We start from the raw sequence: 24,744 nt of genomic DNA on the forward strand, positions 1-24,744 counted from the left end.
CCCGACCGGGCAGGGCTTCTCCGGCCACCCCGCTCCTGTCTCTTGTCCCCCGGCCCGTTCCTTTGGGGGCTTCCCGACAGTCTTCGTATGTCCGGGGCGGGACGGGCGGTCAAGGGTGGAGCGCAGCGACATCGCGCAGCGACGCGACGACGAAGGAGGAGCGCCCTTGAGGGGCCGGCCCGACACGGAGAGACGATGAGACTGACGGGAAACCCCCATACACGTCACTGACCGCCGACCGAGCGGCTCCCGCCACCCCCGAAGCCACCCCGCGCCTCTCAGGCCCCCGCCCGGCCGAACCTCGCCATCCCCGCCTCCGCCCCCGCCTCCGCCCCCGCCCTCACATGCTCAGCGACCGCGCGTAGTTCAGCTGGGACATCACCCACTGGTAGGTGTGCGGGCCTGCCGCCGGGATCATCGTGGAGTGGTGGCGGCCGCCGCTGGTGACCGTGACCTGGACGTAGCCCGTGGTGGTCTTCTCCTTCATGAGGAGGAAGAGCAGGCCGAGCAGGCAGAAGATGAAGAAGATGATGGCGAGCACGATCGCGTGCGGCGGGATCTTCTCCTCGGTGCGCGAGAAGTCGGTCGCGTTCCACATCGCGCCCCTGAGCGGCATCGGGCCCGACGGGGTCATGATCTGGTCCCCGACCACGGTGATGTCGCCGAGGGAGAAGCCCGATCCTGCGCCGGCCGGGGCGGCCATGGGGTAGGCGGGGGTCGGCATGCCGGCGCCGCCGATGGTCGGCTGGTAGGCCGGGGCCGCCGGGTAGGGCTGCGGGTAGCCGTAACTGGCCTCGCCGGGGCCCCACCTGTAGTCGCCCTCGCCGGGTGTGGCGGGCGTGCCGGGCTGACCGCCCTGGCCGGCGGGGTCGCTTGTGTACGGATTCGGCTGCTGCTCGCTCATACAGCCGATCCTTCCACAGGGACTCGTGCCCTGTACCCCCGGTCCGGCAACCCAGGTCAGAGCGCCGCGCCGACCAGAGCGGTGAGGTGCTTGCGCATCAACTCGCGGTCCCTGCTTGCCGGAAGGAGCGAATACACGACCGTGCGGCGTCCGGCCTCGGTGGCGAACACCCCGCTCGTGGACGGGCCCATGGAGCCTGTCTTGCCCCAGACGACGGTGCCGTCGATCTCGTTGCGCAGCAGCCCGCCCATGCTGAAGCGGTCCTCGGCGCCCACGGAGAGCGCGGGCATGACGAACAACTGCCGCTGCTGGGCGGGCTTCAGCAGGCGGCCGCGCAGCAGGTTCGTCATGAAGCGTTCCAGATCGGGGGCGTTGGAGATCATGCCCCCCTCGGCCCAGGCCCACGGCTCGATCTCGCCGGACTCGGTGAGTGCCGGGCCGGGGACGGTGCGGTCCCCGGGCCCCGGGACGTACGTGTGGCGCAGCCCGAGCGGGCGGGCGATGCGGCGCTGGACCTCGTCGGCGTAGGAGCGGCCGGTGGTCTTCTCGACGACCATGCCGAGGAGGAAGTAGTTGGCGCCGTTGTACTGCTGTGCGAGCACGGGGTACTGGGGCGCCGCGCACTTCGGGTCGGTCCAGTGGGAGACGACCTGCTCCGGGGTCGGCGTCTCGCCCTGCCCGAAGTCCACGCAGGGCTTCTGGAGGCCGCTGGTGTGGCTCAGGAGCTGCCCTACGGTGATCGGCTCCCAGTGCGCCGGGAGGGTCCCCGGGAGCAGCTCCTGGACGGGGGTGTCCAGGGTGAAGCGGCCCTCGCCGACGAGCTGGAGGACCAGGGCGGAGGTGAACAGCTTGGTGATGCTGCCGATACGGAAGTTCGCGGCCGGGTCCTGCGACAGCGGGCCCGTGGCCCGGGTCCGTGCGTGGCCTGTCCCACCGACCCGGACCATGGTGCCGCTCGCCATCGGGCCGGGCTCCATCAGCGCGGTCAGGGCGACGGTGTCGACCGTCTGATGCCCCCGGACGGTGCCGTGCACCCGTGCGCGCTGCGGCTCGGCGGCCGAGGCCGGCAGGACGGCGCCGACCGTGACGGACACGAGGGCCGCGCCGGTGAGGGCCAGGGTGGCCCAGCGGGCCGGGCGGGTGGTGGCGGGCGCGGCGTACGGGGTCTTCGTCATGTCCACGAGTCTGTTGCGGGGAAGATCCACGGGCCATCGGGGAAGCCCCCCACCGGCCCCTGACGGCCCCCTGACCGGTGTGGGGGTCCGGACGGCCCGTTGTCAGTGCTCACCCCTACTGTCGGCCGTATGGGAATGGTGACCTTCGTCGACGAGACGACCTCCGGAAGCCGGGGCGACGGCTGGGCGTTCGAGATCGCCGAGGAGCGGCTCGCGCTGCGCGAGGTGATCCGGCGCAGGGTGTTCCAGGAGGTTGCGGAGTACCACGCGAAGCGGCCGGAGGTCTTCCAGGGGCTGGTCCGGCCGGAGGGGGCCGAACGCACCCTTAACGGGTACGCGCTGCGGACGCCGCGCCGTATCGACCCGGAGAGGCAGACCGAGCTGGCGCTGCGGGCCTTCGAGCGGAACGGCTTCCTGGTGCTGGTGGGGGACCGGCAGATCCTCGGTCTGGACGAGGAGATCGCCCTGCCGTTCGGCGTCGAGGTCACCTTCCTGAGGCTCGTCGCGCTGGTGGGTGGCTGATGACGCGCGATGCCGTGGCGGAGGTCGCCCTGCTCGTCCGCAAGGCCGTGCACTCCATGTCCCACCACCAGGCCTTCCAGTCGCAGCTCGACGGAATGCTGGAGCTTCCCGAGGAGGACCGGCGCGGGCTGCTGGAGGCTCTCGCCGACCGCTACCGGCGCAAGGTCGACACCGACCCGGTGCGCGTGAAGCTGCTGACTCTGATCGCTCTCGTCGGCCGGGGCCTGGACGGCCTTCCGCTGGAGGAGGAGCGGGCCGCCCGGCTGGAGGTCGCAGCCCGCTGCCACTCCTTCTGGTACGCCGACCGGTACGAGGCCCTGGCCATGGCGGAGATCACCGCCGGGAGGCCCCTCGCGCCAGCGGTCGTCGCCACCGTCCGGCGCAGCGCCGTCAACGGCTACGGCGACGGGGATCTCGTCGCGTTCGCGGGGCAGCTCACCGAGCCCGTGCTCAACGTCGGCGAGGAGTGGGCGGAGCGGGCCATGGCGGACGGGCCGCGGCGCGAGCTGCTCGCGTACGCGCTGACCGCCACCGCCGCCAAGCCCTCCGCCAGGTGGGAGAAGGGCGGCCGGGCCCTCATCGCGTCACTCGGCGCCGATGCGGTGCGCGAGGCCGTGCTGTCGTGGCTCGCGCTCGTCCGGCGGCCGCGCACTCTGGAACTGGACCGGGCCGCGCACGAGCCGGACGTCAACCAGGCCTTCGACCCGTACAACGCCAAAGCCCTGCGCGGACTCGCCCAGCTGCTGTCCTTCCTCCCGCCGCACCCCGGCACGGTCCGCGCGCTCGGTGCTCTGGTGGAGAGCGCGCTGCGCAAGGTCGCCGGGATGGGGCCGCGCAACCCCAAGGTGGCCAACGCGGCCGTCAACTCCCTGGCCCGCCTGGAGGGTGAGGCGTCCCTCGCCGAACTGGCGCGTCTGGGAACCAAGGTGATGTACAAGGGCACGGCCAAGCTCATCGACGCGGCGCTGGAGGCGCGTGCCGCCGAGCTCGGCATGAGCCGCGAGGAGGTCGAGGAACTGGCCGTCCCCGCGCACGGGTTGACGGAGGTCGGCCGGGCCGAGTTCGCTCTGGGAGAGGCCACCGCACTGCTGGAGGTGCGCGGGAGCAAGGCCGTCGTCGGCTGGCGCAATGCCGCGGGCAAGCAGGTCAAGAGCGTGCCCGCCCCCGTCCGGCGGGATCGCGCCGAGGAGCTCAAGGAGCTCAAGGCCGCGGTCAAGGACATCGACAAGTCGCTGTCCGCGCAGGCGGAGCGGCTCGACGGGCAGTTCCTGGCCCGGCGCCGGTGGGCGTACGGGCAGTGGCGCGAGCGGTACCTGGACCACCCGCTGGTCGGGACGCTGGCCCGGCGGCTGATCTGGACCGTGGACGGCACGGCGGTCGGCTTCGCGGACGGCCGGCTGCGCACCCTCACGGGCGAGCCCCTGGCCCCGGACGCCGGGCAGGATGCCACCGTCGAGCTGTGGCATCCCGTCGGGAGGGAGCCCGCCGAGGTGGTCGCCTGGCGACGGTGGCTGGAGCGGTACGGCGTGACGCAGCCCTTCAAGCAGGCCCACCGCGAGGTGTACCTGCTGACCGAGGCCGAGCGGAACGCGGGGAGCTACTCCAACCGCTTCGCCGCGCACGTGCTGCGTCAGCACCAGTTCAACTCGCTCGCCGCGGCCCGGGGCTGGCGCAACACGCTCCGCCTCTGCGTGGACGACTTCGCTCCGCCGGCCACCCGCGAGCTGCCGCACTGGGGGCTGCGCGCCGAGTACTGGATCGAGGGCGAGGGGCACGAGGACGGCGTCGACACCACCGAGTCGGGGAGCTACCTGCGGCTGCGGACCGACCAGGTGCGCTTCTACCCGATCGACGCCCCGCACAACGAGGCCAGTACGTACGGCGGCGAATACACGATGCGGCTGCCGGGCGGCCGGGACCCCGTCGACCCGCTGCCGCTCACCGCGATTCCGGCGCTGGTGCTGAGCGAGGTGCTGCGGGACGTGGACCTCTTCGTCGGCGTGGCCAGTGTCGGCAACGATCCGACCTGGTCCGACGGCGGGCCCGAAGGCCGCTTCCGCGCGTACTGGAACGCGTACGGCTTCGGCGAGCTGAATCAGAGCGCCGAGACCCGGCGGGCGCTGCTGGAGCGGCTGGTGCCGCGGCTGGCCATCGCCGACCGCTGCACCTTCGAGGGCCGCTTCCTGCACGTGCGCGGCGAGCTGCGCACCTATCGGATCCACCTGGGCTCGGGGAACATCCTGATGACGCCCAACGACCAGTACCTGTGCATCGTGCCGGGCGGATCGGCGGGCACGGCGGGTGCCGATTCAGGCTATCTGCCCTTCGAGGGGGACCGTACCCTCGCGATCGTCCTCTCCAAGGCCGTGCTCCTCGCGAAGGACAGCGAGATCACCGACCCGACGATCACCGGCCAGATCCGCCGCTGACGGGCCTCGGGGGAACGGCGAGGGCCCCGCCCCCGGACGAACCGGGGACGGGGCCCTCGCACACGCGGACCGGAAGGTCAGAAACGGCGCGTGATCAGCGCACGCTTGACTTCCTGGATCGCCTTCGTGACCTCGATGCCACGCGGGCACGCGTCGGTGCAGTTGAAGGTCGTGCGGCAGCGCCACACGCCGTCCTTGTCGTTCAGGATCTCCAGCCGCTGCTCGCCGGCCTCGTCGCGCGAGTCGAAGATGAAGCGGTGCGCGTTGACGATCGCCGCCGGGCCGAAGTACTGGCCGTCGTTCCAGAACACCGGGCACGAGGACGTGCACGCGGCGCACAGGATGCACTTGGTGGTGTCGTCGAAGCGCTCGCGGTCCTCGGCGGACTGCAGCCGCTCGCGCGTCGGCTCGTTGCCCTTGGTGACCAGGAACGGCATGACGTCGCGGTACGCCTGGAAGAAGGGCTCCATGTCGACGACAAGGTCCTTCATCACGGTGAGGCCCTTGATGGCCTCGACGGTGATCGGCTTCTCCGGGTTGATGTCCTTGATCAGCGTCTTGCAGGCGAGCCTGTTCTTGCCGTTGATCCGCATCGCGTCGGAGCCGCAGATGCCGTGCGCGCACGAGCGACGGAACGTCAGCGTGCCGTCGAGGTCCCACTTGATCTTGTGGAGACCGTCGAGCACGCGCTCCTTCGGGTCGATCTCGACCTGGAAGTCCTGCCAGACCGACTCGTCCGAGATCTCCGGGTTGAAGCGGCGGATCCGGAAGGTGACCGTGATGAACGGCGAGGCGGCGGCCGCCGCCTCCATCTTGTCCAGGGTGGGGGTGGCCATCAGTACTTACGCTCCATCGGCTGGTAGCGGGTGACGACGACGGGCTTGTAGTCCAGCCGGACGGAGTCCTTGCCGTCGTCGCCGACCTCGCGGTACGCCATGGTGTGGCGCATGAAGTTGACGTCGTCGCGGTTCGGGTAGTCCTCGCGGTAGTGACCGCCGCGGGACTCCTTGCGCGCCAGCGCGGACACGGCCATGACCTCGGCCAGGTCGAGCAGGTTGCCCAGCTCGATGGCTTCCAGCAGGTCCGTGTTGAAGCGCTTGCCCTTGTCCTGGACGGACACGTTCTTGTAGCGCTCGCGCAGTTCCGCGATCTTCTCGACCGCGGTCTTGATGGTCTGCTCCGTACGGAACACCATCACGCACGCGTCCATCGTCTCCTGGAGCTCCAGACGCAGCTCGGCGACCCGCTCGTTGCCCGTGGAGTTGCGCAGGTGCTCGACGAGGTCGATGACCTGCTGCGCCGGGTTCTCCGGGAGCTCGACGTAGTCGTTCTCCTGCGAGTAACGGGCCGCGGCGATACCCGAGCGCTTGCCGAAGACGTTGATGTCCAGCAGCGAGTTGGTGCCCAGGCGGTTCGCGCCGTGCACCGACACGCACGCGACCTCGCCGGCCGCGTACAGGCCCGGGACGACGGTGGTGTTGTCCGACAGGACCTCACCCTCGACGTTGGTCGGGATGCCGCCCATGGCGTAGTGCGCGGTGGGCTGGATCGGGATCGGGTCCGTGTACGGCTCGATGCCCAGGTAGGTGCGCGCGAACTCGGTGATGTCCGGGAGCTTCGCGTCGAGCTGCTCCGGCGGGAGGTGCGTCAGGTCCAGGTACACGTGGTCACCGGCCGGACCGCAGCCGCGGCCCTCACGGATCTCGGTGTAGATGGAGCGCGAGACGACGTCACGGGACGCGAGGTCCTTCATGACCGGCGCGTACTTCTCCATGAAGCGCTCGCCGTCCTTGTTGCGGAGGATGCCGCCCTCACCGCGGGCGCCCTCCGTCAGCAGGATGCCCATGCGCCAGATGCCCGTCGGGTGGAACTGGAAGAACTCCATGTCCTCCAGCGGCAGACCGCGGCGGTAGCAGGCCGCCTGGCCGTCACCCGTGAGGGTGTGCGCGTTGGAGGTCACCTTGAAGAACTTGCCGGTGCCGCCGGAGGCGTAGATGACGGCCTTGGCCTGGAACACGTGGATCTCGCCGGTGGCGAGCTCGTACGCGACCACACCGGCCGACTTCTTGACTCCGTCCTCCTCGACCAGGAGCTGGTCCAGGACGTAGAACTCGTTGAAGAACTCCACGCCCTCCTTGACACAGTTCTGGTAGAGCGTCTGGAGGATCATGTGACCCGTGCGGTCCGCGGCGTAGCAGGACCGGCGGACCGGGGCCTCGCCGTGGTTGCGCGAGTGGCCGCCGAAGCGGCGCTGGTCGATGGTGCCGTCCGGGGTGCGGTTGAACGGCAGGCCCATCTTCTCCAGGTCGAGGACCGCGTCGATGGCCTCCTTCGCCAGGATCTCGGCGGCGTCCTGGTCGACCAGGTAGTCACCGCCCTTGACCGTGTCGAAGGTGTGCCACTCCCAGTTGTCCTCTTCCACGTTGGCCAGCGCGGCAGCCATGCCGCCCTGCGCGGCGCCCGTGTGGGAGCGGGTGGGGTAGAGCTTCGTCAGTACCGCGGTGCGGCTGCGCTTCGTCGACTCGATGGCGGCGCGCATGCCGGCGCCACCTGCGCCGACGATGACGGTGTCGTACTTGTGGATCTTCATTGGTTTCGCCTCAGCCCCGTTGCCTAGCGGATGTTCGGGTCGAAGGTGAAGATCACCAGCGTGCCCAGAAGGATGGTGAACACCGTGGCGGTGTAGAGCAGGCCCTTCAGCCACAGCCGCGTGTTGGCGCGCTCCGCGTAGTCGTTGATGACGGTACGCAGACCGTTGGCGCCGTGCAGCATGGCCAGCCACAGCATCAGCAGGTCCCAGACCTGCCAGAACGGGGAAGCCCATCGGCCGGCCACGAAGGCGAAGCCGATCTTGGAGACGCCGCCGTCGAGCACCAGCTGGATCAGCAGGTGGCCGATGACCAGGACGACGAGCACGATGCCCGAGAGGCGCATGAAGAGCCACGCGACCATCTCGAAGTTGCCGCGGGTCGAGCGCGGGGTCTTGCCCGTGCGCTTGCGCGGGGCCTCGATGTAGGGCGCCGGGTTGTCGGTGTCGTAGAGGGAAACGCCCTCCACGCCCTTGGTCATGTCGACGGAAGAAGTGTCAGAAGACATGCGTGTCACTTCCCGAACAGTTCAAGGTAGGCGTGGCCCAGGACGGGGTACAGGGCCCCGACCATCAGCACGATCCAGATGCCCACGACGGTCCAGAGCATCTGCTTCTGGTAGCGCGGGCCCTTGGACCAGAAATCCACGGCGATGACACGGAGACCGTTGAGCGCGTGGAACAGGATGGCGGCGACGAGGCCGTATTCCAGCAGCGCGACGATCGGAGTCTTGTAGGTAGCCACGACATCGTCGTACGCCTCGGGGGAGACGCGGACGAGAGCGGTGTCGAGGACGTGTACGAACAGGAAGAAGAAGATGAGGACGCCGGTGACTCGATGAGCCACCCAGGACCACATTCCTTCCCGGCCGCGGTACAACGTTCCAGCCGGCACGGAAAACCCTCCGGAAGCGGGGCGGGGGCCAGCCGGCTTCTTTGTCGGTCGGGCCCGGCCGGGTACGGTCCTCCGGCCCCGGACATCGTAGCGACGCTTTGTCGGTTCCCTTGCGCGGGGGCCATCGGTGTGATCAAACAGGCACGTACGGACTATCCCACAGGGGCGAATAGCCCGATTTCCGTGGCAGTCGGCCCATCGGTAGAGGTCAGCCAGCGTGTCAGATCCCGCAGCCGGGACTGGGCGACGCGTCGCAGCTCGTCGGCGGAGAGCGAGCGCTCCTCGTCCACCTCGTGGCCCATCCTGCGGCGGATCGCGCCCAGCAGCTGGTCGGCCTGTTCCTCCGGCGGGTGTCTGTCGAGGCAGATCACGAAGGCGTGCCCGAACTTTCGTTCGTACTCCGCATGGGCCGCGTCGAGGGCCAGCAGGGCGGCGTACGGGGCCCCGTGCTCCAGCTCCGCCGAGGACTCCGCGGCCAGCGCCTCGCTCAGGTCGCGCTGCGAGAGGTCGTACGAGGCCTCGTCGGCGGCGGCGAACAGGGCGTCGGGATCCGGGTAGGGGCGGTGCGCCGCCACCCGGTGCGCCCAGCGCGGGCTTCCGCAGCAGTGCAGCAGGACGGCCCGGGCGGTTTCGGGGGACAGGGCGTTGAACCGAGCCAGCCCGGAGCCGTGAGAAGGGTGGGAGGTTGCCCCGGATGCGGTGCGGGAAATGCCCCCTGGGGCCTGTGCCGGAAGGTGGCTGGACAGCAGGGGGCTCCTCGGGGCGCGGCGGGGGTGTACCGCCACGCTATCGACGCAGGGCAGGGTGTGTCGTACCGATTCGGGGATTTCACCCGGAAGTGAGCCGAAAGGATGACGTGAGCGCCACGGGCAGGCATGGTGAAGGCCCCGGGAAGGGGAGGGCGACCGAGGCCGCCACCCCCCACAGGAGAGGCCCCGGCCGCCATCCGTCACGGGCTCGTGCGACAAGCCCGTATCCCTGTCAGCGCCTCGGGTGCGTTTTGTGTCACACCTCGCTCCGCACAGGGTTGGTTGCACGTTGTATCACTCGTGGACGCGAGGTACTTGAAAGCCGTAACGTGCTGATTTGCGCCACACGTACAGGACAGTGAACGGGTTGGGGACTTTGCTGGGGGACGACGCGGAGCTGACCACCGCGGTGCTCGCGGCACAGGACGGCGACGAGAACGCGTTCCGTGCTGTGTACCGCGCGGTGCACCCACGCCTGCTCGGTTACGTACGCACGCTCGTCGGGGACGGCGACGCGGAGGACGTGACCTCGGAGGCCTGGCTGCAGATAGCCCGCGACCTCGACTCCTTCACAGGCGACGCCGACCGCTTCCGCGGCTGGGCCGCCCGCATCGCCCGCAACCGGGCCCTCGACCACATCCGCATGCGCGGCCGTCGTCCGGCCATCGGCGGCGACGACACCGAGCTGACCGGCTGGGCCGCCGAGTGCGACACCGCCGGCGCGGCGATGGAGTCCCTCGCCACCGGGCGGACCATGGCTCTCATCGCGCAGCTTCCGCAGGACCAGGCCGAGGCCGTCGTCCTGCGGGTCGTGGTCGGACTCGATGCCAAGAGCGCGGCCGAGACCCTCGGCAAGCGGCCCGGTGCCGTACGGACGGCCGCCCACCGGGGCCTGAAGAAGCTGGCCGAGCTGCTCGGCGCGGAGGGCGGGTTCGAGCCGGACCCGGACACCGGCTCCGACCCGCGCGCGACGGTCGGTCATAATGCCCGTGGCCAGGTGTGGGACGGCGGGGGCGGGAGGGATCTCGACGCCGTACCCGCACAGCGTGGCCGGGGCGGGGGCTTCGTAGAGCAAACCGGTGTGACGGATTCACGTTGGCGGACGCAGAAGGACATGTGATGGCCGACGAGCGCAACAGGTGGCTGGACAAAGCCGCAGCGGAAAAACTGCTGCGCGGTGAACCGGTGGAACCTGTGGGGCCGGCCGCCGGTCAGCGGGCCCGGACCGAGGCCGCGCGGCTGCGTGCCGCCCTGGACGCCCTGGGCGGCGTGACCGGGCCGCCGCCCGGAGAACTTCGCGGCGAGGCCGCGGCCATGGCCGCCTTCCGTACCGCCCGTGGCGCCGCGGAGGCCTCCGCCGTGTCCGCCGAACCCGTGGTCGACCTCGGCCGCATCGTTCCCGTGCCCGCTCCCCGGCGCAGCCGGACCGTGAGCTTCGGCCTGGCGGCCGCGCTGGCCAGTGTCGCCGTCGGCGGACTCGCCGCGGCGGCGGGCGCCGGGCTGCTGGAGCGGCCCCGTCACGACAGCGCCGGCCCCGGTCCGGCGATGTCCGTGAGCGCCGGCGAGGACCCCGTTCCGGGCACCGGCAGCGGAGCGCCGACCGCGAAGCCGACGCCGGCGCCCACCCGGCTTCTGGAGGGCGCGAACGCGACGGTCACGGCGGGCACCCCGCAGCCGCCGGGCTCGGACGGTCCTGCGACACCCGGGACCGGTGCGAGCACCGGCACCTCCTCGGGCACGGCGACGGGCGGCACCGGCAAGGACGTCCAGGGCGGCCAGAGCGGCACGGGCGGCAAGGACGGCGACCGGGACACCTTGGGCGGCGGGGACGCGAGCGAGGACCGCGAGCGCAACCGGGAGACCCTGATCAAGGCCATGGACCTGTGCGAGGCGTTCAAGTCGGGCCGGCTCGACGACGCCCGCCGCGAGCGGCTCTCGCGCCTCGCCAACGGCCTCACCCGGATCCCGGCCTACTGCAAGTCGCTGCTGGACGAAGAGGGCTCCGGAGGCGGCAAGCGCAGCGACGCCCCGCTGGGCGGGACGCTCCGGGCGCCGAGCCTGGAACCGGCGGTCCCGCAGGGTTCGGCCGGCCTGCGCAGCGACCGCTGAACATGTGCTGACCTGCCTGTAACACTTTTCGAACCGGTGGCGCAGTACATATCGAGCCGACTGGTCATCGGCCGCGCATGAGCCGGGGTTCCCCCCGTACCCCTGGGCTCTGCGCAACCGGCGCGGGCGGGGCACGTTCCCCCGGCCCTGCCCGCGCCCTTTACGTCAGACCAGAAGCCCGAGGCATCGCCTCGGGCTTCTTGTTTTCCGTGTGCGGGAAAGCTCGCGGGGCCGGTCACCGGCCCCGGTCCCGGCCCTCGGCATCACCAGTAGACGACGACCTTGTCGCCGACCTTGACCTGGTCGAACAGTGCCGACAGCTTGCCCTTGTCCCGGACGTTCACGCAGCCGTGCGAGGCTCCGTTGTAGCCGCGGGCCGCGAAGTCGGCCGAGTAGTGCACGGCCTGGCCGCCGCTGAAGAACATCGCGTACGGCATCGGCGTGTGGTAGATCGTCGACGTCCATTCCTTGGCCTTCCAGCCCACGTTGAACACGCCCTCACGGGTCGGGGTGTTCTCGGAGCCGAAGCGGACGTCCATCGTCGAGACGACCTTGCCGTCGATCATCCAGGCGAGGGTGCGGCTCTCCTTGCTGATGCACATGACGCGGCCCTCCATGCAGCGAGGGTCCGGCGCGTCGACCTCGTTGACGGTCGGCGGGCGCAGCTCGTCGGCGGAGGGCTTCTTGCTGGAGCTCTGGATCTTCTTCCAGGTGGCGTCGTCGACCGAACCGGTGGCGTTCAGCCCGTTCTTCGACTGGAAGGACTTGACCGCGGCCGTCGTCTTCGAGCCGTAGAAGCCGGTCGGGGCCACCGACATCAGCTTGAGCTGCTTGAGCCGGGCCTGGAGCTCGCGCACCTGCTCGCTCTCGTCGCCGTTGGCCATGATCTGCTTCACCGACGGCGAAGGAGAGGCCGACGCGGAGGCCGACGCGGACGCGGACGGCGAGGGCGAGCCCGAGGGCTTGTCGTCGGTGGACGGGGAGGCTTCGGGGGAGGCGCCCGCCGTGGGCGAGGAAGCGGCCGAGGAGGCGGAGGCAACGGGCTCCGTCTTCTGCGGTCCGCAGGCGGTCGCGGCGAGCGCGACGGCGGTTGCCACCCCGATCGTGCGGATTATGAATCTCTGGCGCTGCATTGCAGTCCCCCGGTTTCTACGTCGTGTATCTAGGTGATGCTCCGCATGCGCGGACAGTTGCACACGGCTCCGGGATGTTGCGCCATTGTGACCGGCAGTCGTCCGCAGCCTTACGAAGCGATACGCGCCGGGGCGTCCCGGCGGTGGCTCGGGGAGGTTTTATCAGTCCTGGGCCCGCTTGCTCTACGGAGGACTACGTCACATGGCACGCACCGAGAGCGGACTGCCCATCGAACCGGTCTACGGGCCGGGCGACCTGACGGGATGGGACCCGTCCGCCGCGCTCGGCCATCCGGGCGACTTCCCCTATACTCGGGGGATTTATCCGAACATGTACACCGGTCGGCCGTGGACCATGCGGCAGTACGCCGGCTTCGGCGCGGCCGCCGAGTCCAACGCCCGTTACCGGCAGCTCATCGAGGGCGGCGGCACCGGGCTGTCCGTCGCCTTCGACCTGCCCACGCAGATGGGACACGACTCCGACGCGCCCCTCGCGCAGGGCGAGGTGGGCAAGGTCGGCGTCGCCGTCGACTCGCTCGACGACATGCGGACGCTGTTCGACGGGATCCCCCTCGACCGGGTCTCCACCTCGATGACGATCAACGCACCCGCCGCACTGCTCCTGCTGCTCTACCAGCTGGTTGCGGAGGAACAGGGCATCTCGGGCACGGAACTGACGGGAACGGTCCAGAACGACGTGCTCAAGGAGTACATCGCCCGCGGGACGTACATCTTCCCGCCCGGCCCCTCGCTGCGGCTGACGGCCGACACCTTCCGCTACTGCCGGGCCGAGATCCCCCGCTGGAACACCATCTCCATCTCCGGCTACCACATGGCCGAAGCCGGCGCCTCGCCCGCGCAGGAGGTGGCCTTCACCCTCGCCGACGGCATCGCCTACGTCCGTACGGCCCTGGCGGCGGGGATGGTGGTCGACGAGTTCGCACCCCGGCTCTCCTTCTTCTTCGTCGCCCGCACCACCCTTCTGGAGGAGGTCGCGAAGTTCCGCGCGGCCCGGCGGATCTGGGCCCGCGTCATGCGGGAGGAGTTCGGGGCGCGCGATCCGAAGTCGCTGATGCTGCGCTTCCACACCCAGACGGCCGGGGTCCAGCTGACCGCGCAGCAGCCCGAGCTGAACCTCGTACGGGTGGCCGTGCAGGCCCTGGCCGCCGTGTTCGGCGGCACGCAGTCCCTGCACACCAACTCCTTCGACGAGGCGATCGCCCTGCCGACCGAGAAGTCCGCCCGCCTCGCGCTGCGCACCCAGCAGGTCCTCGCGCACGAGACGGACGTGCCGCACACCGTGGACCCCTTCGCCGGTTCGTACGCGGTGGAGCGGATGACGGACGAACTGGAGGAGGCGGCGCTCGCGCTGATGCGCAGGGTCGAGGAGCAGGGCGGGGCGGTGGCGGCGATCGAGGCCGGGTTCCAGAAGGCCGAGATCGAGCGGAACGCCTACCGCATCGCGCAGGAGACCGAGAGCGGCGAGCGGGTGGTCGTCGGGGTCAACCGGTTCGCACTGGAGCGCGAGGACGCGTACGAGCCGCTGCGCGTGGACCCGGCGATCGAGGCACGGCAGTGCGCGGCGCTGGCGAGGCTGCGCGCGGAGCGGAACGGCGCGACCGTCACGGCGGCGCTCGCGTCCCTGAAGGAGGCGGCGGCGGGAACGGCGAACGTGCTCTACCCGATGAAGGAGGCGCTGCGCGCCCGGGCCACGGTGGGCGAGGTGTGCGGCGCGCTGAGGGAGGTCTGGGGGACCTACGAGCCGTCCGGTTCCACCTGGTGAAACACACTGGCGCGACAGGTGCAACCGTATGGGACACTCCTGCGCATGCTGGGTGTGACCGATCTTCCGACTTATCTCGCCGGCCTGGTGCTGATCATTCTGCTGCCGGGCCCGAACTCGCTCTACGTGCTCTCCGCGGCCGCCCGCCGCGGGGTGCGCACCGGGTACAAGGCCGCCGCCGGGGTGTTCACCGGCGACGCCGTGCTCATGCTGCTCACCGCCGTGGGCGCCGGAGCGCTGCTGCGGGCGAGCCCGCTGGTGTTCACCGTGGTGAAGGTCCTCGGAGCCGGCTACCTGGCGTGGCTGGCCGTGGGGATGCTGCGCGGCGCGTGGGCGCTGTGGCGCACGCGCGCCGAGCGGGCCGAGGCCGAGGACACCGCCCCCGCCGACCCGGCCGAGAACGAACGGCCCTACCGGCGGGCGCTGCTGATCAGCCTCCTGAACCCGAAGGCCATCCTCTTCCTGATGTCCTTCTTCGTGCAGTTCGTGGACCCGTCCTACGCCTACCCGGCCCTGTCCTTCCTGCTGCTGGGCGGACTGCTGCAGACGGGCAGCTTCCTCTACCTGACGCTGCTGATCTTCGGCGGGACCCGTCTCTCGGCGGCGTTCCGGCGTCGCAAGCGGCTGTCGGCCGGGGCCACCTCGGCGGCGGGCGTGCTCTTCCTCGGCTTCGCGGCCAAGCTCGCCGTCAGCTGAGACCTCTCAGTCGACCACGCGGCGCAGCCACCCCATCCGCCGCACGGCCCGGCGCACCGCCCGGCTGCGCGGCAGGAACGAGAGCTGCGCCGGGATGCCTCCCGGCAGGCCCAGGGCCGTAAGCCGGCGGCGGGTGAAGCAGCGCCGGGTATGCGGGTTCAGATGCCCGGCCAGGTAGGCCTCGGCCGCCGGCCGGCGCGCGGCCAGGATCTGCGGCTGCATCGTGAACCCGACGGCGGTCAGCAGCGCGGCCGGTTCCGCCCGGACCTCCTCGGGGGTCGGGGGCGTCCAGGCGCGGACCGCCGCGGCGTCGGCGAGGTCCGGGAGCAGGGCGTCCACCAGCGCGAGCGGGACGCGGTTGCTGTTCGGGTACGGGGTCAGCGCGTCCAGGACCGCGCCGGTGCCGGTCCGGGCCACCGGGAGCCCGTACAGCGTGGCGGCGGTCAGCAGCCCGGTGGAGAAGCAGCCGACGACCAGCGCGGGGCGCAGCCGCTGGTAGAGGGTCTCGGCCAGGACCGGGGCGGCGGCGACGGTCAGCCGGACGCCGAGCCGCCCGGCCTCCTCCTCGGCCCGGCGCCAGTAAGCGGCCGGGGCGCCGGGGTGCGGTTTGAAGACCAGCTCCCGGTGGCCCAGGGCGTGGGCGCCCCGGACCATCGACACGTGCAGTTCCTCCTCCTCGGCCGGGGTCATCAGGTCGAGGGCGGAGAGGTACTGGCCCAGGAGGAGGGCCGGGGGCCCGGCCGGCCCGTCCGTGCCGGTTTTCGTTTCCGCGGTGGTCCCGGTGGTCCCGGTGGTCCCGGTGTCCGCGGTGGCTTCGGCGAGCTCGGCGAGGACCTTGAGGAACGGCTCCGACGGCACCACCTCCGCCCGCACGCCGAACTCCGTCAGCAGCAGCGGCTCCAGACCGGGCACCAGGTCCAGGTGGAGCACCCGCCGCACCCGCATCCCGAGCTGCGGGTCGAGGCGGAAGCGGGTGGGTCCGTAGCTCATGAGCCCGTCGGCGTAGACGTCGACGGCCGCACCCGGGAAGAGCCGGCACAGGGTCTGGGCCGGCGGGACCTGGAGCGACTCCACGATCAGCTCGACACGGTCCTCGCCGAGGTTCCACAGGCCGCGCAGCTGCCGCTCCCAGATCGGGACGTCCTCCGCGCGCGGTGCCCAGGTGCTGGGGTGCTGCGGCTCGATGACGCTGTTCCAGTCCAGGACCTCGTCGAAGCGGGGGCGCAGGGCGGCGAAGCCGGGCATGTCCGCGACCCCCGGGGTGACCTCGGCGGTGACGGCGTGGTTGCTGGTCAGCAGGATGCGCCGGCCGGCGGGCGGGAAGAGGCCCGCGTCGATGCCCGCCGCGAGCGTGGCCGTGCCGTAGAGGGTGGAGGCCAGGAAGATCTGGGTGGGCATCAGGCGTTCGCTCCCGACGGGACGCGGCGGCCGGGACGCAGCCGGCGCAGCACGGTGGAGCGTTCAACGTCCATCGAGTCCAGGACCCGGTCCAGTACGTCCTGCGGCATGCGGCCGAGTGCGGCCGAGCTCATGAGGCGGAGTTTCCTGGCCACGTCCGGTTCGAACCTTTCGATGGATCCGAAATGGTGGGCGATGATTGCACAATATGTTCGGACGGCTTTCGGGAGCAGTCGGCCGGAATCCCGGTCCGTGCGCACGTCCGCGAGTACTTGATCGAATGCGCGGATGAAATCGAGCTGCCGTTCGTCACCCACTTGCGTCAACGAGGTGGAAATGCCGCGACGGTAGAAGATTCCGGGCAGCCCGACCGGGGCGAAGGACGACGCCTCCCGGTGCAGCCGCCAGATCCACGGCCGGTCCTCCGCGGTCCGCAGCCCGTCGGTGAAATGCAGCACCCCGCGGTCCAGCAGTCGCCGGTGGTACATGCCGGCCCAGGCGTACGGATAGTCCACCGAAGTGGCCCGGTCGGCGGGCAGGATCGCGGTGCGCGGATCGGCGACGACGGACTGCGGGCCGAAGGGGACGCGCTGCACGCTCCGCGTCCGGCCCGTGCAGCGCACATGGTCCGTACGGACGAAATCGCAGTTCAGGCTCTCGATGGCGGCCAGCGTCCGGGCCAGGTGGCCGGGCGCCAGCCAGTCGTCCCCGTCCAGGAAGGCCAGGTACTCGCCGCGGGCCGCGTCCAGACCGGTGTTCCGCGTGGCGGCCAGGCCGCTGTTGCGCCCGTGTCTGAGGTGCACCGCCCCCGGCAGCTCGCGCGCCGCCCGCTCCAGCAGGCCGGCGGTCCCGTCCGTCGAGCAGTCGTCGACGAGCAGGAACTCGAAATCGTCCCGGGCGTTGAGTTCGAGACTCTTGAGGGCATCCGGTGCGTATGTCTGTGCGTTGTAGAAAGGCACGACAACAGAGAGCTTGGGCACCTGCGAGACCATAGGGCGCCGCCCGGCATTCACCGTGGCCCGGACGCGGATTCCATGTGAACGGCGCCGGGCGGGCGAGTTAACCCGCACGCTTTCGCATTCAGTCGACACTTTGTTAACCCGCTGTTGTGCGCTCGTTGGGCCGATCACCGAAATCGCGGAATAGCTTCTGCCGCGTGCCAGAACGCAAACGCGTCGCCGTCCTCGCCGATTCCGATACGAGATGGAAATGGGGCGCACTCACCGCCCGCCGTCTCGTGCCCGACCATCAGCTCACCGGATTCCTGCTGCGCGGCCGCGCCACTCCCACCGCGCGCCAGCTCGGTGAGGTGGGGGTGCGGGCCGACCGGCTGTCCGAGGTGACCTGCGCCGCGTTCCTCGCCGAGATCGAACGCGAGCGCTACGACGTGGTCGTCCTCGCGCTCGTCGGCGGGGCCGTCCAGGCGGTCCTGCACGGGGCCCGCGCCCTGTGGCCCGCCCCGGCGGGGCGCCCCGTGTTCGTCACCGGCTACGTGGGCGTCGTCTACGAGAAGCTTGCCGACGGGCTCCTGCTGCGGCACGGCGCCGACCTCGTCCTCGCCAACTCCCGCCACGACGCCCAGCGGTTCCGCGCCGTGTACGAGGGCGTCGGCGCGGACGCCGCCGCCGTCACCGAGACCGCGCTGCCCTTCCTGGGCGGGGCGCCGTACGAGCAGGCCGGGAGCCGGGCCCACACGGTGGTCTTCGCCGTCCAGCCCTCCGTGCCCGACAGCCGCGCCGACCGCGCCTACCTGCTGGAACGGGCCGCCGGGCACGCCCGGCTGCACCCCGAGCGCGAGGTGCTGATCAAACTCCGCAGCAAGCCCGGGGAGCACACCACGCACCTGGAGGAGCAGCCGTACCAGCGGCTCGCGGAGCGCCTCCCCGGCGGCCTGCCCACCAACTGCCGCCTGGTGTACGGGAACATGGGCGAGGTCCTGGACGGCACGGACCTGCTGGTCACCGTCTCCTCCACGGCCGCCCTGGAATCCCTGCACCGGTCCGTCCCGACGGCGATCCTGACCGACCTCGGGATCCGCGAGTCCCTCGGCAACCACCACTTCCTGGGCTCGGGCTGCCTGGCCTCCTGGGACCAGATCGACTCCGGGCTCCTCCCGCAGGGGGACCCGGTCTGGCTGGCGGCACAGGGCGTCCTGCCCCCGGCGGGCGCGGACGGTCGTACGGATCGGGGCGTGGACAGGGGTACGGACCGGGGTGCGGACGGTCGTGCGGAACGACGTGCGGACGGCCCCGCGGAGAGAGGCACCGACGGGGGCGCCGGCCCCGACGCCTACGCCCTCGCGCGGGCCAAGGTCGCCGGGCTGCTGGCCGCCGCCCGGCTGCCCTCGCCCGCCCCCTACTACACGCTCACCACCGCCCCCGGATACCTCCCCGGGATCCTCGCCCGCCACCACCTCGCGCCCGACGGCACCCCGCTGCCCGGCGCGGTGCGCCCGGCGGCAGGCGAGTCCCGGCTGCGCCGCCGGCTCCGCTCGCATCTGCGCGAAGCCGCCCGCGGGGCCTACCGGCACGGCGTGCAGCGCGTGGCCCCGGTGATCCGAAGGCTGGGGGAGCTGTGAGGGTCCTCGCCGTGATCCCGGCCCGCGGCGGCTCCAAGGGAGTGCCCGGCAAGAACCTCGCCGAGGTCGCCGGCACCCCGCTCGTCGCCCGCGCCGTCCTTGCCTGCCGCTCCGCGCCGACCGTCACCGACGTGGTGGTCTCCACCGACTCCGAGGCCATCGCCGCCGCCGCCCGCGCCGCGGGCGCCGACGTGATCGCGCGCCCCCACGCCATCTCCGGCGACACCGCCAGCAGCGAGGCCGCGGTCCTGCACGCGCTCGCCGCCTTCGAGGAACTGCACTCCCTCGTCGTGGACGTGGTCCTCCTCGTCCAGTGCACCAGCCCCTTCCTCGCCACCTCCGACGTCGAGTCGGTCGCCGTCGCCGTCGCCTCCGGGGCAGCCGACTCGGCCCTGACCGTGGCCCCCTTCCACGGGTTCCTCTGGCGGGACGGGGCCGACGGCTCCGGGACCGGCGTCAACCACGACCGGGCACGACGCCCCCGGCGCCAGGACCGGCCGCAGGACCTGCTGGAGACGGGCGCCGCCTACGCCATGGACGCCGCGGGCTTCCGCAGCGCCCGGCACCGGTTCTTCGGCCGCACCCTCCCCGTCGCCACCGACCCCGCACGGGTCCTGGAGATCGACGACCCGCACGACCTGGCCCGCGCCCGCCTGCTCGCACCCCTGCTCGACCCGCGCCCCGGGGCACACCCCGCACAGCCCGCCCCGGAGCACGACGCGCATCTCGACCCGCAGCCCACACCCCGTACTCCCCGTACATCCCCGCACCGAAGGACGCCCCCTGCCATGACCGCAACGCCCGACTCCCGTCTGCGCACCTTCGGCTCCCGCACCGCGGGCACCGGCCGCCCCGTCTACGTCGTCGGCGAGATCGGCATCAACCACAACGGCGACCTCGGCAACGCCTTCGCCCTCATCGACGCCGCCGCCGAAGCCGGCTGCGACGCCGTGAAGTTCCAGAAGCGCACCCCGGAGATCTGCACCCCGCGCGACCAGTGGGACATCGAACGCGACACCCCCTGGGGCCGGATGACCTACATCGACTACCGCCACAGGGTCGAGTTCGGCGAGGACGAGTACCGCGCCATCGACGACCACTGCGCCAAGCGCGGCATCGACTGGTTCGCCTCCCCGTGGGACACCGAGGCCGTCGCCTTCCTGGAGAAGTTCGACGTCCCCGCACACAAGGTGGCCTCCGCCTCCCTCACCGACGACGAACTGCTGCGCGCCCTGCGCGCCACCGGCCGCACCGTCGTCCTGTCCACCGGCATGTCCACCCCGCACCAGATCCGCCACGCGGTGGAGGTGCTCGGCAGCGCCAACATCCTTCTCTGCCACGCGACTTCCACGTACCCGGCCAAGGCCGAGGAGCTCAACCTGCGCGTGATCAACACCCTGCGCGACGAGTACCCGAACGTCCCGATCGGCTACTCCGGCCACGAGACGGGCCTGCAGACCACCCTCGCCGCCGTCGCCCTCGGCGCCACCTTCGTCGAGCGCCACATCACCCTCGACCGCGCGATGTGGGGCTCCGACCAGGCCGCCTCGGTCGAGCCCGGTGGCCTGGCCCGCCTGGTCCGCGACATCCGCACCATCGAGACCGCCCTCGGCGACGGCATCAAGCGGGTCTACGAGTCCGAGCTCGGCCCGATGAAGAAGCTCCGCCGCGTCCGGGGCGAGCTGGCAGCCGTCTGACCTCCGCTCCGGCGCGTCCGCGTTCCGCCCCCCGAAGGAGTACGTGGTGACCCTGACCCCCTCCGGCACCCCCGCCCCCTCCGCCTCCACCCTGGCGTTCGTCGAGAGTCCGGTCCAGCTCCTGAACGTGCTGGAGTGGGCGTACGCGCACACCGGGGAGCGGCAGCCGCGGCTGGACGGCGTCCCGCGCCAGGGCAGGCGCCGTGGCGACGGCGGGGCGCGGCGGCCCGGACCGGCCGACCGGCCGACGGGCGCCGCCGCGTCACCCCTGAGCATCGTGGTGCTGCCGCCCACCGACCCGATGTCCCGCGGCCAGCTGCGCCGGATGGCCGCGCTGGCGCGGGACGAGGGGCACGAGGTCCGCTGGCAGGAGGCGCGCGGCAGCCGGTTCGCGCCGCTGAAGGCGCTCGCCGCGCTGGCGCGCGACGTGCGCGCCGCGCGCACGGTCGTGGTCGGCGACCCCTTCTCGCGCTACGTGCAGCTGCTGCTGACCCTCGTACGCGCCGAGGAGCTCGTCGTCGTCGACGACGGCACGGCCACCATGGAGTTCATGGCCCAGACCGCCCGCGGCGAACGCCTCGTACGGTGGCACCGGGTCGGCGGCGGCGGACTGCCCGGCCGGATCCGCGAGCTGGCGTACGCACCCGTCTCGGCGGCCGCGCGCCGCCGCTTCGTCCCGGCCGGACGCCGCGGCCACCGCGTCGAGGTGTTCAGCTCGATGCCCGTCACCGCCCACGGCGGGATGACGCTGCGGGTCAACGACTTCGCCTGGACCCGCGCCCGGTTCGGGCCGCCCCGCCCGACCAGGGGCACCGACCTGGTCGGCACCTCGCTGGTGGAGACCGGGGTGGTGGACCCGGACCGCTATCTGGACGCGGTGCGCGCCCTGACCGTGGAGCACGGCGCCACCCGCTACTTCGCCCACCGCCGCGAGTCACCCGAGAAGCTGCGCGCGCTGAGCCGGGCGACCAGTCTGGAGATCGTGCGCCCGGACCTGCCGCTGGAGCTGATCGCCCGGCGCGGCCCGGTCGGCCGGACGATCGTCAGCTTTCCGTCCACCGTCGTCCACACCCTGCCGTACGCCCTGACCGGTACCGGTGTCACGGTGGCCGTATGCGATGTGGACCCCGCATGGCTCACCGGGTCCGCCTCCCCCCGCGCCCGGAGCTTTCTCGCCGGGGTCACGGACACCGCCCGCGATGTGCGCAGACTGCCTGCCCAGGCGGCTCCCACAGCCGGATGAGCGCGCGAGTTTACCCCCGGGTGCATCCGGTCATGCGTCCAGAGGCCGGGTTTCTTTCCCCTAACGGCATGAACTTTTCGTGATCCCCGGCCAGTTGACCCGCAGGTGCGCCTACCCTTCAACGGGTGAACCAGTTGATGTCCCGCGAGTCCCAGACCGCCCAGCCCGCCGCGTCCGACCGGCCCGAGCTGCCCGGCAAGCTTCCGGACCACCTGCGTACCGAACTGATCGCCTTCCGCCGGGACTTGCACATGCACCCGGAGCTCGGACACCAGGAATTCCGCACCACCGCGGCGATCAAGGCCAGGCTGGAGAAAGCCGGCCTGCGACCACGGGTGCTGAAGTCCGGCACGGGCCTGATCTGTGACGTCGGCACCTGGGACGGGGGCCGGCCGATGCTGGCCCTGCGCGCGGACATCGACGCCCTGCCCATTCCGGACGCCAAGACGCACGTCGCGTACCGCTCGACCTTCCCGGACCGCGCCCACGCCTGCGGCCACGACGTGCACACCTCGGTCGTCCTCGGTGCCGGCCTGGTCCTCGCGGAGCTCGACCGGCAGGGGCTGCTGCCCCGCCCCGTACGCCTGCTCTTCCAGCCCGCCGAGGAGGTGCTCCCGGGCGGTGCCACCGACGCGATCGAGTCCGGGGTCCTGGACGGCGTGGGCCGGATCGTCGCCGTGCACTGCGACCCCCGGGTCGACGCGGGGCGCATCGGGCTGCGGGCCGGCCCCATCACCTCGGCCTGCGACCGGCTGGAGGTCAGCCTCTCCGGCCCCGGCGGGCACACCGCGCGGCCGCACCTGACCACCGACCTGGTGACGGCCGCCGCCCGGGTGGCCGTCGACGCCCCCGCCCTGCTGGCCCGCCGGATGGACGCCCGCTCGGGCATGTCGGTCACCTGGGGCCGGATCGAGGCCGGGCACGCCTGCAACGTCATCCCGATGCACGCCGAGCTGTCCGGAACCGTGCGCTGCCTGGACCTGAACGCCTGGCACGAGGCGCCGGACATGATCCACGCGGCGATCGACGAGATCGCGACCATGCACGGGGCCAAGTTCGAGATCAATCACGTGCGCGGGGTGCCCCCGGTGGTCAACGACCCGGTGATCACCGAGCTGCTGCGGGAGGCCATGGGGGCCCGTTGCGGAACGGAGTCGGTCGAGGACACCGAGCAGAGCCTGGGCGGCGAGGACTTCTCCTGGTACCTGGAGCATGTCCCGGGCGCGATGGCCCGGCTGGGGGTCCGTACGCCGGGCGACACCGCCAAGCGTGATCTGCACCGCGGGGACTTCGACGTGGACGAGTCCGCGATCGCGGTCGGCGTGGAGTTCTTCACGGCCGCCGCGCTGCTCGACGGACGTCGCTCCGGCCCCGTCCGGTAGCGGGCCGGACCGAACTCCTTACAACATCCGCGGGACTCCCGGCGGGCGTGTCCAGCCCTTGGTACGCAAGGGTTGGGCGCGTAGGGAGTCACCAATCGGTCACTGTCCGGTTCACGACGATCCGATAACGACTCATGAACGGGCCTTTAACTGACATCTACGCGCGTTACGATCGCCGCGAAACCAGCGCCGGTCGTGGCGCTTCGGTCAGGTTTTGAAGGAGCCTCCCCTTGCGCCGGATCACCAGGATCGCCACCGTGGGCATCGCGTCCGCGGCGCTGGCCCTCTCGGCCACCGCCTGTGGCGGAAAGAAGTCGTCGGACGCCTCGGCCTCCCCCTCGGAGTCGGGTCAGAAGTCCGCAGCCATCGCGTACGACATCGGTGGCCGCGGCGACCAGTCGTTCAACGACGCCGCTTACGCCGGTCTGAAGAAGGCGGAAGCCGATCTGAAGATCAAGGGCGCCGAGGCCGAGCCCACCGACGGTGAAGGCGAGGCCGACAAGGTCCAGCGCCTCACCGAGCTTGCCCGCAAGGGCAACAACCCGGTCATCGGTGTCGGCTTCGCCTACGCCCCGGCCATCAAGAAGGTCGCGCCGAAGTTCCCGAACACCACGTTCGGCATCATCGACGACACCTCGGTGACCGGCCCGAACGTCGCCAACATGGTCTTCAACGAGGAGCAGGGCTCCTACCTGGCCGGCGTCGCCGCCGCCAAGGCGTCGAAGACCGGCACGGTCGGCTTCATCGGCGGTGTCGAGGTTCCGCTGATCAAGAAGTTCGAGGCGGGCTTCGCCCAGGGTGTCAAGGACACCAACCCGAACGCCAAGGTGCTCTCCCAGTACCTGACCCAGCCGCCGAACTTCGACGGTTTCGCCAAGCCCGACCTCGGCAAGGCCGCTGCGCAGGGCCAGCTCGACGCGGGCGCCGACGTGGTCTACGCCGCCGCCGGTCTCGCGGGTTCCGGTGCCATCGAGGCCGCCTCGGCCAAGGGCAAGTGGGCCATCGGTGTCGACTCCGACCAGTACAACCAGGCCGGCCTGGCGAAGTACAAGGACTCCATCCTGACCTCGGTCACGAAGGACGTCTCGGACTCCGTCTTCAACCTGATCAAGTCGGTCGAGGACGGCAAGCCCACCACGGGCGAGATCCGCTACGGCCTGGACAAGGACGGCGTCGGCCTGGCCGACTCCAACCCGAAGTACAAGGAGATGGCTGACGTCATCGCCGCGGTGGAGAAGGCCAAGGCCGACATCATCGCCAAGAAGATCACCGTCAAGACCGCCCCGTAAGGCCGTTCCTGACATGTAGTCCTGGTCTCCGGGGTCCGGGAAGCGGTCGTTATCGCTCCCGGGCCCCGAGCCACGTTCTGTGATCATTAGTCTGTGACCACGTGGCCGCCTGGCCGCAAGTTTTCACTTCCGACAGTGCTACGCGCGTAGAAGCATCGTGGACGCGATACTTTCT

At 71.2% G+C, this 24,744-nt stretch carries 21 protein-coding genes and 1 pseudogene; 12 read left to right on the forward strand and 10 right to left on the reverse strand.

The features are described 5' to 3' along the window. Window positions 1–340 precede the first annotated feature (340 nt). On the reverse strand, window positions 341–904 hold the full coding sequence (locus OG753_RS26005; RefSeq protein WP_327264094.1) for a hypothetical protein: 564 nt from the start codon (window positions 902–904) through the stop codon (window positions 341–343). A 56-nt stretch (window positions 905–960) separates the two neighbouring features. Further along, window positions 961–2,079 carry a serine hydrolase domain-containing protein gene (locus OG753_RS26010; RefSeq protein WP_405790321.1) on the reverse strand — a complete coding sequence of 373 codons (1,119 nt, stop codon included), beginning with the start codon at window positions 2,077–2,079 and terminating at the stop codon, window positions 961–963. Window positions 2,080–2,208: 129 nt separating this feature from the next. Between OG753_RS26010 and OG753_RS26015 the strand changes: the two genes are divergently transcribed. Further along, on the forward strand, window positions 2,209–2,601 hold the full coding sequence (locus OG753_RS26015; protein ID WP_327264096.1) for a hypothetical protein: 393 nt from the start codon (window positions 2,209–2,211) through the stop codon (window positions 2,599–2,601). Further along, window positions 2,601–5,030: a DUF4132 domain-containing protein gene (locus tag OG753_RS26020; protein WP_405790322.1), complete on the forward strand. Its 2,430-nt coding sequence runs from the start codon at window positions 2,601–2,603 to the stop codon at window positions 5,028–5,030. The genes OG753_RS26015 and OG753_RS26020 overlap by 1 nt, the downstream gene beginning before the upstream one ends. Window positions 5,031–5,107: 77 nt before the next feature. On the opposite strand, the gene OG753_RS26025 is transcribed toward OG753_RS26020, so the two are convergent. From OG753_RS26025 to OG753_RS26045, 5 genes are all read right to left on the reverse strand, one after another. Further along, entirely contained in the window at window positions 5,108–5,866 is a 759-nt protein-coding gene (locus OG753_RS26025) for a succinate dehydrogenase iron-sulfur subunit (protein WP_136229770.1), read from the reverse strand. Next, window positions 5,866–7,620, reverse strand: coding sequence for a succinate dehydrogenase flavoprotein subunit (sdhA, locus tag OG753_RS26030; protein ID WP_327264098.1), 1,755 nt, complete (start codon window positions 7,618–7,620; stop codon window positions 5,866–5,868). Before sdhA ends, OG753_RS26025 begins: the two co-directional genes overlap by 1 nt. A 23-nt stretch (window positions 7,621–7,643) precedes the next feature. Beyond that, window positions 7,644–8,126: a succinate dehydrogenase hydrophobic membrane anchor subunit gene (locus OG753_RS26035; protein ID WP_327264099.1), complete on the reverse strand. Its 483-nt coding sequence runs from the start codon at window positions 8,124–8,126 to the stop codon at window positions 7,644–7,646. A gap of 5 nt (window positions 8,127–8,131) precedes the next feature. Continuing rightward, window positions 8,132–8,512 carry a succinate dehydrogenase, cytochrome b556 subunit gene (sdhC, locus tag OG753_RS26040; RefSeq protein ID WP_078892868.1) on the reverse strand — a complete coding sequence of 127 codons (381 nt, stop codon included), beginning with the start codon at window positions 8,510–8,512 and terminating at the stop codon, window positions 8,132–8,134. A 152-nt stretch (window positions 8,513–8,664) separates the two neighbouring features. Beyond that, window positions 8,665–9,222, reverse strand: coding sequence for a 2-oxo-4-hydroxy-4-carboxy-5-ureidoimidazoline decarboxylase (locus OG753_RS26045; protein ID WP_327266898.1), 558 nt, complete (start codon window positions 9,220–9,222; stop codon window positions 8,665–8,667). A 415-nt stretch (window positions 9,223–9,637) separates the two neighbouring features. Here OG753_RS26045 and OG753_RS26050 point away from each other — a divergent pair, with 415 nt between their 5' ends. Then, window positions 9,638–10,381, forward strand: coding sequence for an RNA polymerase sigma factor (locus OG753_RS26050; protein WP_405792805.1), 744 nt, complete (start codon window positions 9,638–9,640; stop codon window positions 10,379–10,381). Then, window positions 10,381–11,370, forward strand: coding sequence for a hypothetical protein (locus OG753_RS26055; protein ID WP_405790324.1), 990 nt, complete (start codon window positions 10,381–10,383; stop codon window positions 11,368–11,370). Before OG753_RS26050 ends, OG753_RS26055 begins: the two co-directional genes overlap by 1 nt. A gap of 263 nt (window positions 11,371–11,633) precedes the next feature. Here OG753_RS26055 and OG753_RS26060 read toward each other — a convergent pair whose 3' ends face one another. Continuing rightward, complete coding sequence (locus OG753_RS26060) at window positions 11,634–12,503, reverse strand: peptidoglycan-binding protein (RefSeq protein ID WP_383198129.1); 870 nt, start codon at window positions 12,501–12,503, stop codon at window positions 11,634–11,636. A gap of 202 nt (window positions 12,504–12,705) precedes the next feature. On the opposite strand from OG753_RS26060, the gene OG753_RS26065 reads away from it, so the two are divergent. Both OG753_RS26065 and leuE read left to right on the forward strand, forming a co-directional pair. Then, a complete protein-coding gene (locus OG753_RS26065) occupies window positions 12,706–14,286 on the forward strand; it encodes a methylmalonyl-CoA mutase (RefSeq protein ID WP_405790326.1) in 1,581 nt (526 codons plus the stop codon). Between the two features lie 45 nt (window positions 14,287–14,331). Further along, a complete protein-coding gene (gene leuE, locus OG753_RS26070; RefSeq protein ID WP_327264103.1) occupies window positions 14,332–14,982 on the forward strand; it encodes a leucine efflux protein LeuE in 651 nt (216 codons plus the stop codon). Between the two features lie 6 nt (window positions 14,983–14,988). Here leuE and OG753_RS26075 read toward each other — a convergent pair whose 3' ends face one another. After that, a complete protein-coding gene (locus OG753_RS26075) occupies window positions 14,989–16,380 on the reverse strand; it encodes a polysialyltransferase family glycosyltransferase (protein ID WP_327264104.1) in 1,392 nt (463 codons plus the stop codon). Next, window positions 16,380–17,360, reverse strand: a complete 981-nt coding sequence (locus OG753_RS26080; RefSeq protein ID WP_405790327.1) for a glycosyltransferase family 2 protein — start codon at window positions 17,358–17,360, stop codon at window positions 16,380–16,382. Before OG753_RS26080 ends, OG753_RS26075 begins: the two co-directional genes overlap by 1 nt. Before the next feature lie 176 nt (window positions 17,361–17,536). Here OG753_RS26080 and OG753_RS26085 point away from each other — a divergent pair, with 176 nt between their 5' ends. From OG753_RS26085 to OG753_RS26110, 6 genes and pseudogenes are all read left to right on the forward strand, one after another. Further along, a complete protein-coding gene (locus OG753_RS26085) occupies window positions 17,537–18,958 on the forward strand; it encodes a DUF6716 putative glycosyltransferase (RefSeq protein ID WP_405790328.1) in 1,422 nt (473 codons plus the stop codon). 11 nt (window positions 18,959–18,969) lie between these two features. Then, window positions 18,970–19,320, forward strand: a pseudogene (locus OG753_RS26090) (cytidylyltransferase domain-containing protein); the annotation flags it as partial. A 426-nt stretch (window positions 19,321–19,746) separates the two neighbouring features. Then, on the forward strand, window positions 19,747–20,655 hold the full coding sequence (locus OG753_RS26095) for an N-acetylneuraminate synthase family protein (protein ID WP_327266900.1): 909 nt from the start codon (window positions 19,747–19,749) through the stop codon (window positions 20,653–20,655). A 52-nt stretch (window positions 20,656–20,707) separates the two neighbouring features. After that, entirely contained in the window at window positions 20,708–21,898 is a 1,191-nt protein-coding gene (locus OG753_RS26100; protein ID WP_405792807.1) for a hypothetical protein, read from the forward strand. A gap of 137 nt (window positions 21,899–22,035) precedes the next feature. Beyond that, a complete protein-coding gene (locus tag OG753_RS26105; protein WP_327266902.1) occupies window positions 22,036–23,280 on the forward strand; it encodes an amidohydrolase in 1,245 nt (414 codons plus the stop codon). Between the two features lie 230 nt (window positions 23,281–23,510). Further along, on the forward strand, window positions 23,511–24,569 hold the full coding sequence (locus OG753_RS26110) for a BMP family ABC transporter substrate-binding protein (RefSeq protein ID WP_327264107.1): 1,059 nt from the start codon (window positions 23,511–23,513) through the stop codon (window positions 24,567–24,569). Window positions 24,570–24,744: the final 175 nt, after the last annotated feature.

This window comes from Streptomyces sp. NBC_00029, from assembly GCF_045160505.1.
Taxonomy (GTDB): Bacteria; Actinomycetota; Actinomycetes; order Streptomycetales; family Streptomycetaceae; genus Streptomyces.

Coding starts and splice junctions, on each gene's coding strand:
- OG753_RS26035 (WP_327264099.1), bottom strand. CDS start 8,126: ATGTCTTCTGACACTTCTTCCGTCGACATGACCAAGGGCGTGGAGGGC.
- OG753_RS26060 (WP_383198129.1), bottom strand. CDS start 12,503: ATGCAGCGCCAGAGATTCATAATCCGCACGATCGGGGTGGCAACCGCC.
- OG753_RS26015 (WP_327264096.1), top strand. CDS start 2,209: ATGGGAATGGTGACCTTCGTCGACGAGACGACCTCCGGAAGCCGGGGC.
- OG753_RS26105 (WP_327266902.1), top strand. CDS start 22,036: ATGTCCCGCGAGTCCCAGACCGCCCAGCCCGCCGCGTCCGACCGGCCC.
- OG753_RS26025 (WP_136229770.1), bottom strand. CDS start 5,866: ATGGCCACCCCCACCCTGGACAAGATGGAGGCGGCGGCCGCCGCCTCG.
- OG753_RS26075 (WP_327264104.1), bottom strand. CDS start 16,380: ATGCCCACCCAGATCTTCCTGGCCTCCACCCTCTACGGCACGGCCACG.
- OG753_RS26065 (WP_405790326.1), top strand. CDS start 12,706: ATGGCACGCACCGAGAGCGGACTGCCCATCGAACCGGTCTACGGGCCG.
- OG753_RS26020 (WP_405790322.1), top strand. CDS start 2,601: ATGACGCGCGATGCCGTGGCGGAGGTCGCCCTGCTCGTCCGCAAGGCC.
- OG753_RS26010 (WP_405790321.1), bottom strand. CDS start 2,079: ATGACGAAGACCCCGTACGCCGCGCCCGCCACCACCCGCCCGGCCCGC.
- sdhA (WP_327264098.1), bottom strand. CDS start 7,620: ATGAAGATCCACAAGTACGACACCGTCATCGTCGGCGCAGGTGGCGCC.
- OG753_RS26055 (WP_405790324.1), top strand. CDS start 10,381: ATGGCCGACGAGCGCAACAGGTGGCTGGACAAAGCCGCAGCGGAAAAA.
- OG753_RS26005 (WP_327264094.1), bottom strand. CDS start 904: ATGAGCGAGCAGCAGCCGAATCCGTACACAAGCGACCCCGCCGGCCAG.
- leuE (WP_327264103.1), top strand. CDS start 14,332: ATGCTGGGTGTGACCGATCTTCCGACTTATCTCGCCGGCCTGGTGCTG.
- OG753_RS26095 (WP_327266900.1), top strand. CDS start 19,747: ATGACCGCAACGCCCGACTCCCGTCTGCGCACCTTCGGCTCCCGCACC.